Below are 12,205 nucleotides of genomic sequence, written 5' to 3' on the forward strand. Positions count from 1 at the left end.
AACAAGTATTTTCTTGACGATGTGCGGCTTAAGTATCCTGACGACTTCGATCGCATCCGCCGCATGTCGCTAATCGATGAAGATGGCGAACGCTACGTGCGAATGGCGCATCTTGCCTGTGTGGGAAGCCATGCCATCAATGGCGTAGCGGCGCTGCACAGCGAGCTGCTGAAACAAGACGTGCTGCGCGACTTCTACGAAATGTATCCGGAGAAGTTCAGCAACAAAACGAATGGCGTCACGCCACGCCGCTTCATCGTGCTGAGCAATCCCCGTCTGACGAAGCTAATCAACAGTAAAATCGGCGACAACTGGATTAAGAATTTAGAGGATTTGCGGAAGCTAGAAGCGTTTGTGGATGACCCAGAATTCCGACAGGAGTTCCGCCAGATTAAGCACGCGATCAAACAGGATTTAGCGACTTACATCAAACAGCAGTACGACATTACGGTCGATCCCAACTCGCTGTTCGACATTCAGGCAAAACGCTTCCACGAGTACAAGCGTCAGCACCTCAACACGCTGCACATCATCACTCTTTATAACCGCATCAAGGCGAATCCTGACATCGACATCACGCCCCGGACGTTTTTGTTTGGCGGGAAAGCGGCTCCGGGCTACTACATGGCGAAGCTGATGATCAAGCTGATCACGGCGGTGAGTGAGGTGGTGAACCGCGATCCGGACGTGCGCGATCGCATCAAGGTGCTGTTCCTCAAGGACTACAACGTCAAGTTCGCCCAGCGTGTGTATCCTGCTGCCGATTTGTCTGAGCAAATTTCTACAGCGGGTAAGGAAGCGTCGGGAACGGGCAACATGAAGTTCGCCCTAAACGGCGCGCTGACGATCGGCACGCTCGACGGTGCCAACGTGGAAATCCGTGAGGAAGTGGGCGAGGAGAATTTCTTCTTGTGTGGACTGACGACCGAGGAGGTTTACGCGCTGAAAGCATCAGGAAAGTACAATCCACGTCAGTACTACGAGAACAATGCGGAGCTGAAAAAGGTGATCGATCGCATCGCCTCTGGCTTCTTTTCCCACGGCGACACAGAACTGTTCAAGCCGATGATTGATTCGTTACTGAATCGGGATGAGTACCTGCTGCTGGCAGACTACCAATCCTACATTGAGTGCCAAGACCGCGTCAGTCAGGCCTATCGGGATCAAGACCGCTGGACTCGCATGGCGATCCTGAATGTGGCGCGAATGGGCAAGTTCTCGTCCGATCGCTCGATCCATGACTACTGCACAGATCTGTGGCACATTCAGCCCATTAACGTTGAGCTAGAGGAGGACGCTCACGTGAAGATTGATGGTTTGAGTGGGTCTATCTAGCCGCTGCAAGCACAGCGGTAACTTCGTCATCGGTTCTCGTTTCCTAGAGAACCAGATGATGGGAGAATAGTAGCTTATCGATTCCTAGGAACTGACTGGGACTATGGCAAAGATTCAATTTTCGAGAGGCGTCGATGAAGACGTGGTGCCGGACGTTCGTATTACCCGATCGCGCGATGGCAGCAATGGAACCGCCACCTTCTATTTCGAATATCCCAAAGCGCTGAGCAGCAGCAGCACCGAGGATATTACCGGGATGTATCTCATTGATGAAGAAGGCGAACTGACGACGCGGGAAGTCAAAGCCAAGTTTATCAACGGTCAGCCTGCTGCCCTGGAAGCGATTTACATTATGAAATCGGCGGATGCGTGGGACCGCTTTATTCGGTTTATGGAGCGCTACGCTGAAGAGAACGGCTTGGCGAAGTCCTAAAGGCACTACCACGACCGCAGTTGATTACTCGGAGTCAGACGATCGAAAGGCTGGCTCCTTTTTCATTTAATTCTGCTATGGCAACTCCTCATCCGGATCCCATAACGCTGGTGGTCCACTGCGCAGTTATCACCGTCAGCGATACGCGTACCCTTGAGACCGATCGCAGCGGTCAAACGATTCAGCAGCTTCTGCAAAGTGCAGGACACCAGATCGGCGCGTATGACCTGGTAAAAGACGAACCTATGCAGATTCGATCGCTCCTAGAAGACCTGAGTCAGAGATCGGATCTGGATGCGCTCATTATTAACGGCGGTACGGGGATCGCTCCTAGAGACACCACGTACGACGCGATCGAGGCGCTGCTTGAGAAAACGCTGCCAGGATTTGGGGAACTGTTTCGCTACCTCAGCTATCAAGAAATTGGCTCACGCGCGATCGCCTCACGCGCAGTTGCAGGCGTCTTTCGATCGAAACTTATCTTTTCCCTGCCAGGCTCAACCAATGCAGTAGCTCTGGCAGTTGAAAAACTCATTCTGCCAGAGCTACGACATCTCGTCAGTCAGCTACGTACACCGTAGCGTTTACTTCAGCGTGCTCGCCTGAGGTGCTGATGCTGGGCGCTGAATCGCCAGCTTCTCTAGCGCTGACAGCGCACTAGCGTACTGGGGATCGTCCTTCGTTGCGATCATTTTCGGATTTGATGCTAACCGCTGGCGATCAGAGTCGGTTAAATCAACTTTGACATCCGGCGTAATTCCCTTCTGGCTGATGTCTGTACCGCTGGGCGTGTAGTAGTGGGCGATCGTCACCGCTAGCCCAGATCCATCCGATAGCGAGTGAACCGACTGCACTAATGCCTTGCCAAACGTCTGGCTACCCACGACCGTTGCCCGTCGATTATCCTTCAGTGCTCCGGTCAGGATCTCACTCGAACTTGCTGAATTGCCGTCCACCAAAACGACGAGAGGCAACGTGGTTAGCGCCGTTTGGTTGGCAGTAAACTTCTCATCGCCGCCCTTTCGGTCTACCGTGCGGACGATCGCACCTTTATCGACCCACATCCGACTGATATCAATGCTGGCTTGCAGCAAGCCGCCGGGATTGCCGCGCAAGTCTAGCACGAAGCCCTGTGCCTTTTGAGTCGTAAGATCTCGAATTGCCTTCCGCATCTGCTCTGATGCATGAGCGCTAAACTCGTTCAGCCGAATGTAGCCAACCCGACGGCTTCCTTCTTGTTTAAGCGAGTAGCGCACGGTGGGAAGCTCGATCCGCGCCCGCACCAGTGCCAGCGCAAACTCCTTGTTCTCACGCCCAATCTGCAAGTTGACCTTGGTTCCCGCATCGCCTCGAATCAGCGTCGAGGCATCCTCTACACTCATCCCCTTTGTCGATTTGCCATTGATCGCGAGAATACGATCGCCGGATTGAATGCCTGCTTTGAGCGCGGGGGAGTTTTCGATCGGCTCAACCACTGTCAGAGTCTTGGATTGCTCACTGACCTCTAAACGAATTCCAATTCCTGAGAGCTCTCCAGCGGTTTGGCTCGTCAGTGCCTCGTACTGCTTGGGGTCCATGAAGCGGGTGTACGGGTCATTCAGCTTCTCAAGAGCGGTTTTTAGTGCAGCGTACGCTTGTTCTCGCGAGGTGTAGTTTTTGCTGAGAAGTTCTTGCCGCGTTGCTTGCCAATTCACCTTGTTGAACGTGCCATCGACATATTCGCGATTGACAATCTGCCAAGCTTCGTCCAAAACAGTTTTTGGGCTATCTTGCAGAGCCGCCCGAACGCGATCCGGACCAAACAGAGACAGCGCTGCTGTAGCAGCAACTGCCCCACCAAACAGAGCAACTTTGGAGAGGGGGAAGTGCTTGTAAAAGTTCATCGAGTTATGAGATCTAGAGGGGTTGCCAAACGAGGAGCACACAGTTAAGAGTCAGCGGAGGTGGCGTCGAGGCTATTCACACAGCTGCAATCGCACCGCCGCTTCCAAGTAAAACATCGCAAAAACTACTGAGCACAATCCAAACCCTGCACCACACTCTCAACATACCTAGAGCGTAAGCAAAGAATTGGTTTGATTGGTGACAGTTTGCGAAGTGTCTTGGAAGGAAGTTACGAATTCCTCAGACGACAGATGAATTTTGGTACGAACCTTTCCGCCAATCTAACCGAATCTTGAGGAATTGGGATAGAGGAAAGGCTGTTAACTTTATTAAATTTTTATTGGGGTATCCGTAGGAGCGGGGAGAAGCCTTGTGCTTTAGCTGCTTTGAGCGGCTAAATTGGAATCAGCAGGGATGGTAGTTGACGCTGGTTAATCAATGACAACAAACGCTGGAGTCATAAAACGACAAGGACGAAGCGCGTTGGCGAGACTGGCGATCGCGGCGCTTGCGTTGACGGGTGTAGTGTTAATGCAGCGATCGCAGTTGAATCAACCCTCTCTGTGGGTCACGAACGCTGCCCAGGCGGAGCAGCAGGAGCGTCTGCGACTGAACCTTCTGAAGCAGCTTCCCACCTTCGGCTTTGACAATGTAATCGCGGACTGGAGCCTGCTCAACTTCCTTCAATATTACGGCGATACGCCTGCCCGCTTACAAACTGGCTACTCCCTCAGTCCCGACTATTTCGACATCATCACCCGTCGAGATCCGCGCTTTGTGGACAGCTATCTATTCCTTTCAGGAACAGTGTCTTACCAGCTTGGTAGACCAGATTTGGCTATTCAAATGATGGATCGTGGTACGGCAGCGCTATCTCCACAGATTCATCCCAAGGCATTTCAAATCCCGCGGCTTAAGGGCCTAGACCAGTTGCTGCTGCTAGGAGATGTTCCCGGCTCGATTCGCTCTCATGAACTGGCCGCTCAGTGGGTTAAGGACACCCCCGATCACGCTTTTTTACCGCTGTTTGAGGCAACAGCGGCATTTCTGCGCAGAGATCCGAATAGCGTTCCCGTTCGTTTTCAGGCTTGGACATCCGTGTACGCTCAGGCAGTAGCTGTGGGCGATCGACAAACCCAGGAACGCGCCAAACGAGAAATCTTAGCGCTAGGCGGGCGAATAAACCTTAAAGACGGGCAGCTAGAATTTGTGCCGCCCACAGTAAAACCTTCGCCGTCGAAGCCTCCTCGCAAATAGTAGTGGACGTGGAGGAACCAAGCCTTTGGTAACTTAACGGCTGAATGGGTCTGATGATTGCGGTGCGAGCGCTTCGCCTCCAGTCTGGCAAACGAGTATTTTGCTTCCCGTAAAAACCTGGTAAGGTTTTGTCCATCAATTAGAAGGGGTTGTGGAAGGCGATGCGATCGCACCGTCGGTAGTAACCAGTCTCAATGGCGAGTTGGTGAATGCTTACCCCGTGACGTGGTGGTTTGAAGGAGGAATAGAGCTTATTATGTTGAGCTGGAATCAGAGTCCAAGCCTTGCCTTGATGAAGCGGGAACGCGCTTGGGTTGAAGTGGATGTAAGCGCGATCGCCCACAACGTGAAACAGCTTCGCAGCCTGCTTTCGCCGCAAACCGCGCTCATGGCAGTGGTAAAGGCAGATGCCTACGGGCACGGTGCCGTTACGGTAGCTCAGACGGTGCTACAGGCAGGTGCGACTTGGCTAGGCGTTGCAACGATACCCGAAGGGATCGAACTCCGAGAAGCCGGAATTGCCGCTCCAGTGCTGATTTTGGGAGCCACGAATACGCCAGAGCAGATTCGAGAGATCGTTCGCTGGAATTTGCAGCCAACGCTGTGTACCCCAAAACAGGCGCTAATCTTTTCTGAAACGGTTGGGGAACGCGGTGATCGAGCACCGCTTCCGGTCCACTTAAAGCTGGACACGGGCATGTCTCGCTTAGGCATCGCTTGGCAGGACGCTGCTGAGTTTGCCCAACTCGTCCAGCGGTTATCGAACCTGCAAATTGCCAGCGTTTACTCGCATCTAGCCACCGCCGAGAGTGTGGATCAAACCGTTCTGAGGCAGCAGCAGCAGCGCTTTGATGCGGCGATCGCTCGCATCAAAGCGGCAGGCGTTGAGTGTCCTGCCTTGCACCTCGCAAACTCAGCCGCTGCGCTTACCGACTCTGCTGTTCACTACGATCTTGTGCGGGTTGGTCTTGCCATCTACGGTCTCTATCCAGCGCCTCACCTAAGATCGGTTGTGAACCTCAAGCCAGCGCTTCAGGTCAAAGCCAGAGTGACGCAGGTAAAGACGATTCAGCCAGGAACTGGAGTCAGCTACGGGCATCGGTTTATTGCCGATCGCGAACTCCAAATAGCCGTTGTCGGTATTGGCTATGCGGATGGCGTTCCTCGTAATCTATCGAACCAAATGACGCTGCTGGTAAGAGGTCAGCAGGTGCCTCAGATTGGCAGTGTAACGATGGATCAATTGATGCTGGTGAGTACAGTACCGGACCTTCAAGAAGGGGAGGTGGTCACGGTATTAGGGCAGGATGGAAATCACGCTGTTACCGCAGACGACTGGGCCTCACTGCTGAATACGATTTCCTGGGAAATCCTTTGCGGCTTCAAACATCGACTGCCTCGAATTGCCGTAGAATGCTCTGTACCGAGTGTAGAGCGATGCCGTTGGTAGAAGCTTCTAGCTCCCCAGGGATACCCTGATCCATCCGTGTGTTTGACCGTCTAAGGTGTCTATTAAGCTACTCTAAAGATTTCGTGAATACGGCTACGAATCAGACAAATTAGCCTCATTATCTTTACTCTAAAGGAGTGAGATAATGTTTGGTCAACCCGCTTATGATGGCGCCATAGCCTTTCTGACGTCCGAATCCGCTTGGGCAATGCCGTTGCTGCTAGGGTTTTGTCATTGCGTAAGCCTGTCATTGCCTCAGGTTATGCATCTAGCTAAGTTCCGATATCAGGTACATCTACTGAGTCATGCGAGAATACCGCCTATGCGAAGTTGCCCCTGCGTGAGCGAGATCACTGGCTTCCCACGCAATCATCACTATCTACCACGAACATTAATCACTCGCTTCGACAGTTCTATCCCTGATCATAAGAACCTATCGAGCGTTTTGGGCGAGTGCAATGTTATGTTTTTCAAGCTTTAAGGGCGATCACCCAATGAGGAGATCGCCTTTCCCAATTAACACTGGACTTATGAATCAGCCGCAGGGGATGAGCCTTTACTCTAAGAGTTTTCCCCTTCGCATCGCCAGCCTTTACATCACCAGCTAGTTGGGTCAGAGCAACCAATGGACGATCGTGCGAAATTCTGGAATTGGCTCAGCGCCATTGAATAATTTACTTCAGTAGTATTTGTCCGCTACCACGCCTGCAGAAACGTTACGCGTCCTGAGTACCTATGATGATCGGGGATAGTTTGCCAGACACTCTCACAGATGAACCGTCAATTCGGCTATCGAAATCGGGACGGAGCATCCAACAAGCTCAGGAAACAATTTATAGCTTTCTTCTAGAGATTGTTAAGAAGTGGCCTCCTGAGGAGACGCTGTTGGAGTTTAAGCGTCTTTTTATTTATCATGTTGACTCAATTAGCGCGGAGGCAATGCAGTCTCTTTACGAGATTGTTTTTAGCAACAATGAGGAGGAATTTAGAAATACTCTAAAGCGCTGCTGCTACATCCTGGTAAATAACTGGGATGCCGCAAGACATTACAAGCCTATTCAAGATCTAGTTCACGTCTTTACTGATCCTTCTACACATCGGTATACAGCGTCTCCAACGCTAAAGCGCTTGCGGCTTTGGCTAAATAATTTTGTTAGTAGCCAAGGCTACCAAGAGCTTCGGCTGTTTGCCTCTCGGTATGAAGAACAGGGGCGAGGTCCTTGGAGTTCACGATATACCTCCTACTTGTTGGTTCCGCAGTACGTCAACCTTAAAAATCCGATCGAGCAACGAGAAGCAGCAAGGGCGCTATCAAGGCAGCTAAAAGACCGCTTCAAGTTTGATCTCGCCATGTATATCGCTCGATCACAGTCAACTGCAACTAGCGAGCGCAAGCCTAAAAATCCAACTGCCTTGGGAGATGAAGCGCTGCGGCTTATCAAAACGATCGTGGCACGGCGTGGCCCATTCAGCTACGCAAACTTAGCAAACATATTTGTTAATCAAACGAAGCACTTATCGTATAAAAACTTCAAGCACAGCTTAAAGAAATACTTGATTTTCTCAGTTGAGAATCCAGAGTTTGTTGAAACGCTTCAAGCTAAACTTGCTGAGAAGCTAGACGCACTTTATGTAGAGCACGATCATGAAACGGTCACTCACGCTCTTATTTTACGAACGTGCAATCGCGTCATTGAGTATTTAACAACTGAGAATCAGAAAGACCCATCTCAATTGTTCGTTCTCTTGCTGTCGAAAGGCAATGCCCTAACGCTGGTTATTGCACTGCTAAAAATTATTCTCGTCTGCAAGCATGCCCGCACTCACCTTGAAGCTCGAATTGCTGAGCTTGTTACGTACTACCAGAACTACCCTGAAGATGAGTGCAATTGGATTGTTAATTTCCTAGAAATTTTTAATGTTACATTTGCCATTTATGCTGAAAACGTTCAGTATAACTTGATTAAGATGGACGCTGAACAGTCTCAGCCAACTCATCTCTTTGACCCAGACGAATATCGGATTTTCTCTCAATTGCGAAGTAATCGAGTGGTCACTGAAGTCCTTCTAGATTCTGAAATAAACCCAATTGCGTCTGATTAATCCGAATTGAACATAGCCATGCCTCTCGGAAAATACGGAGAAGGATCATGGAGCTGAACTTTACAACCCCAGCTATTTCCTACTAGTTCTTAACTTGCATCTGCCACAGCTCGTTAGGCTGTCCAAGGATTTTACAGTATTATCCCTGAGGGAAAGTCCAACAGTTGCAATCCAAAGTAGTGAAGTAAAGTCGTTCATTTGGAGTGAGTTCTAGAGTCCTAGCTGGGCTGGAGAAGACGATCGATCTCTGCATGGCGCTGATGCTTTGCTTCTATAAAAAGGGTACTTAAATACCCAGGATGGTGCAAAGTAATTGTTTGCCCTGCTTTAGTTTGTCTACTTCAAGCGCATCACAGACCTAAATTTGCTCTGCTCGTTTGAAGGAGGTCCTGCATTGGTTGAATGTAAGCAAAAGTTGGTACATGAAATTACTCACAATAGCCAACTTCTTGGAATTATTATTTCTGCTGATTTCAAAGAATCTGGTATTCATTTCTTTACACCTAATACTCTTTCTCAGCAGCTTGCCTACATGCGGCATCCAGCTGGAAAGATGATTCAGCCCCACGTTCACAACGTAGTTCCTAGACAGGTTGACTACACTCAAGAAGTGCTTCTTGTAAAACAGGGAAAGCTGCGAGTGGACTTTTACACCGATCAGCAAGAATATCTTGAAAGCCACATTCTTGAATCGGGCGATGTAATTCTGCTGGTTCAAGGTGGGCACGGCTTCGAGGTTTTAGAAGAAGTCGAAATGATAGAGGTTAAGCAGGGTCCTTATGTTGGTGAACACGATAAAACCCGTTTCACGCCCTGCGATTTCTAGAAGTCAAGATTCGTTCAATCCTTTGTATTCTGCGATCGCGTAACTTAAACGCTTGCTTTAGCGTTCTCGCAAGTCGTTTCTATTACGAACGCGAGAACGCGCTTTTTTACTTTGAAATCTACAGGAGCTTGGTGTGAACTTCGTCCCAGTTAACCAACCGCTGCTAGACGGTCGGGAAAAGCAGTACCTCATGGAATGCGTCGACTCTGGTTGGATTTCCTCTGAAGGACCGTTTGTGAAGCAGTTTGAGACAGAGTTTGCTGCACGTGTGCAGCGCAAACATGGGATTGCGGTCAGTAACGGCTCTGTAGCGCTAGATGCGGCGATCGCAGCTTTGGGCATCCAACCTGGTGATGAAGTAATTTTGCCGACGTTTACGATCATTTCCTGCGCAGCCGCGATCGTGCGGGCGGGTGCTAAGCCTGTTCTTGTTGATGCGGATCCAAACACCTGGAACATGAACGTCGAGCAGGTTGCTGCCAAGATCACACCCCGCACCAAGGCGATCATGATTGTTCATATCTACGGCTTGCCTGTGGAAGTCGATCCAATTCTGAAGCTTGCCCACCAGTACGGACTGTGGGTGATCGAGGACGCTGCTGAGATGCACGGGCAAACCTACAAGGGTGAACCCTGCGGCAGTTTCGGCGACATCAGCACCTTTAGCTTCTACCCCAACAAGCACATTACAACAGGCGAAGGTGGAATGATCGTGACGAACGACGATCGCTTAGCAGAGCGGTGTCAGTCACTTCGAAACTTGTGTTTCCAGTCGCAGAAGCGCTTTGTGCATGAGGAATTGGGCTGGAATTTTCGCATGACGAATTTGCAAGCCGCCTTGGGTTTAGCCCAGCTAGAACGCTTGGATGAGTTTGTACAGCGGAAGCGCCAGATGGGGCAGTACTACCGCGATCGCTTGTCGGATATTTCGGATCTGCAACTGCCGCTGCCCAGCACCGAATATGCCGAAAACATTTATTGGGTGTACGGTCTAGTGCTCAGCGACAGTGTGCCCTTTGATGCCGCCGACGTAATGAAGCAATTATCAGCTTGTGGCATCGGCACTCGTCCATTTTTCTGGGGAATGCATGAGCAACCCGTTCTCCTGAGAATGGGACTGTTTTATGGGGAATCCTACCCAGTAGCAGAGCGGCTAGCGCGACAAGGATTTTATATTCCTAGCGGTATGGCGCTGACCGAGGAGCAAATGGAACAAGTTGTATTCGCACTCAAGGAGTTGTTCGCATGAGAGGCATTCTGCAGTAATGAGCGTGTTTGGTTCTTACGCCCACTATTACGACCTGCTGTACCGCGACAAAAATTACGGCGCTGAAGCCCAGTTTGTCCATGAACTGATTCAACGTCACGCTCCCGACGCGAAATCGATTCTGGAACTCGGCTGTGGAACGGGTATGCATGCCGCACTGCTGTCAGAACGCGGCTACAGTCTTTGCGGAGTAGACCTGAGTAGCAAAATGCTGGAGCGAGCCAACCAGCGCGTGCAGACGCTGCCAGAGCATCAAGTCGCGCAGCTAACGTTTCAGCAGGGCGATGTGCGATCGGTTCGGCTCGATCGCAGCTTTGATGTTGTTGTGTCGCTGTTTCACGTCATCAGCTACCAGACCATCAACGAGGATTTGCAGGCGGCATTTGCCACGGCAAAACAGCATCTAAAGCCTGGTGGTGTGTTTCTGTTTGACTGCTGGTATGGACCAGCAGTCTTGAGCGATCGTCCCAGCGTGCGCGTGAAGCGTCTTGCAGATGAAATTCTGTCAGTGACGCGGATTGCAGAGCCAGTGCTGTATCCGAACCAGAACTGGGTCGATGTTAACTACCAAATTCTGATTCAAGACTCGCTCAGCATCGAGACGCTGCACGAAACCCATCGAATGCGCTATCTGTTCCAACCGGAAGTGGAACTGCTGCTGTCTCAGGCTGGCTTTAGCTATGTTGCAGCGGGTGAGTGGATGACAAACCGAGAGCCAGGCTGCGACACCTGGAGCGTTTACTTTATCGGTCGATGCTAGAGGAAAAAACGATGTATCATCTGGCGCTAAGTCACACGATCGAGTTAGACCATATTCAGGCGCAGGCGGCAGCCGGAAAGCGTCCCCGACATGTCATGTGGGGGCTCAGTCAGCGGTTAAACGCGACGATTCATACACCAGGAACTGAGCCGATTCTGCGGATCGATCGCCTCCGCTCAAAATTAATGGGGCAGCCGCAAAACTGGGCGCTAGCGCGTAGATTGGCAGCAGAACTCACTAGCGACGACGTGATTTACTGCACCGATGAGGACGTGGGCATTCCGATCGCGACGCTTTGCGGCATGCAGCCGAGTCCACCCAAGGTTGCAGTGTTCATTCATACAGGACATCGACCCCGTAGCCGTGTCGCCTTGAAGCTGTTCCGCTCTGCCGAACGAGTCAGCTTGTTTGTCAGCAATTGTCGCCCGCAGATTGAGTTTTTGCACGATTACCTGAAGCTGCCTGACGAGCAGGTATTTTCGCTGCTAGAGCAGACGGACACGCAATTTTTCACTCCTGGATCTGCCTTGTCGTATAAGCCCCGACCGGTGATTGCTAGTGTAGGACTGGAGAAGCGGGATTACCGAAGTCTGGCAGCAGCAACGGCAGATTTGGATGTGGATGTGAAGATCAGCGGATTTTCGGCGGATGTGCGTCCGCTGGCGCGATCGTTCCCGAAAACGCTACCAGACAATATGTCGCGCCGTTTCTACGAATGGACGGAACTGGTACAGCTTTACCGCGATGCCGATCTGGTCGTCGTGAGTTTATTTCCCAGCCAGGATACGGCAGGCGTAACGACGCTGCTGGAAGCGATGGCGTGTCACCGTCCGGTGATTGTGACGCAGACGGAGGGACTGGCAGATTATCTGGAAATGCCAGGAAGCTTA

General features: G+C 51.1%; 11 protein-coding genes. 10 read left to right on the forward strand and 1 reads right to left on the reverse strand.

Annotation, left to right across the window (positions count from 1 at the left end; all coding sequences use genetic code 11):
• From glgP to H6F43_RS10965, 3 genes are all read left to right on the forward strand, one after another.
• Positions 1-1,335: glycogen/starch/alpha-glucan family phosphorylase (gene glgP / locus H6F43_RS10955; RefSeq protein WP_190342800.1), on the forward strand; the 1,335-nt coding region annotated here is incomplete at its 5' end.
• A gap of 103 nt (positions 1,336-1,438) precedes the next feature.
• Positions 1,439-1,768: a photosystem II reaction center protein Psb28 gene (gene psb28, locus H6F43_RS10960; RefSeq protein ID WP_190342801.1), complete on the forward strand. Its 330-nt coding sequence runs from the start codon at positions 1,439-1,441 to the stop codon at positions 1,766-1,768.
• Positions 1,769-1,845: 77 nt separating this feature from the next.
• Positions 1,846-2,349, forward strand: coding sequence for a MogA/MoaB family molybdenum cofactor biosynthesis protein (locus H6F43_RS10965; RefSeq protein ID WP_190342802.1), 504 nt, complete (start codon positions 1,846-1,848; stop codon positions 2,347-2,349).
• A 3-nt stretch (positions 2,350-2,352) separates the two neighbouring features.
• On the opposite strand, the gene ctpB is transcribed toward H6F43_RS10965, so the two are convergent.
• Positions 2,353-3,651: a carboxyl-terminal processing protease CtpB gene (gene ctpB / locus H6F43_RS10970; RefSeq protein WP_190342803.1), complete on the reverse strand. Its 1,299-nt coding sequence runs from the start codon at positions 3,649-3,651 to the stop codon at positions 2,353-2,355.
• Positions 3,652-4,090: 439 nt separating this feature from the next.
• Between ctpB and H6F43_RS10975 the strand changes: the two genes are divergently transcribed.
• The 7 genes from H6F43_RS10975 to H6F43_RS11005 all read left to right on the forward strand — a co-directional run.
• The gene (locus H6F43_RS10975; RefSeq protein WP_190342804.1) at positions 4,091-4,909 is read left to right on the forward strand and encodes a hypothetical protein; all 819 of its coding nucleotides are present in this window, start codon (positions 4,091-4,093) and stop codon (positions 4,907-4,909) included.
• 256 nt (positions 4,910-5,165) lie between these two features.
• Positions 5,166-6,359, forward strand: coding sequence for an alanine racemase (alr, locus tag H6F43_RS10980; RefSeq protein WP_190342805.1), 1,194 nt, complete (start codon positions 5,166-5,168; stop codon positions 6,357-6,359).
• An 885-nt stretch (positions 6,360-7,244) separates the two neighbouring features.
• Complete coding sequence (locus tag H6F43_RS10985; RefSeq protein ID WP_190342806.1) at positions 7,245-8,462, forward strand: hypothetical protein; 1,218 nt, start codon at positions 7,245-7,247, stop codon at positions 8,460-8,462.
• 394 nt (positions 8,463-8,856) lie between these two features.
• Positions 8,857-9,288, forward strand: coding sequence for a hypothetical protein (locus tag H6F43_RS10990; protein ID WP_242025509.1), 432 nt, complete (start codon positions 8,857-8,859; stop codon positions 9,286-9,288).
• Between the two features lie 133 nt (positions 9,289-9,421).
• On the forward strand, positions 9,422-10,537 hold the full coding sequence (locus H6F43_RS10995; RefSeq protein WP_190342807.1) for an aminotransferase class I/II-fold pyridoxal phosphate-dependent enzyme: 1,116 nt from the start codon (positions 9,422-9,424) through the stop codon (positions 10,535-10,537).
• Positions 10,538-10,553: 16 nt separating this feature from the next.
• On the forward strand, positions 10,554-11,315 hold the full coding sequence (locus H6F43_RS11000; RefSeq protein ID WP_190342808.1) for a class I SAM-dependent methyltransferase: 762 nt from the start codon (positions 10,554-10,556) through the stop codon (positions 11,313-11,315).
• A partial coding sequence (locus tag H6F43_RS11005) for a glycosyltransferase (protein WP_199290277.1) occupies positions 11,309-12,205 on the forward strand: 897 nt, incomplete at its 3' end. The genes H6F43_RS11000 and H6F43_RS11005, both read left to right, overlap by 7 nt.

It is taken from the genome of Leptolyngbya sp. FACHB-36 (genome assembly GCF_014695955.1).
GTDB lineage: Bacteria > Cyanobacteriota > Cyanobacteriia > Leptolyngbyales > Leptolyngbyaceae > FACHB-36.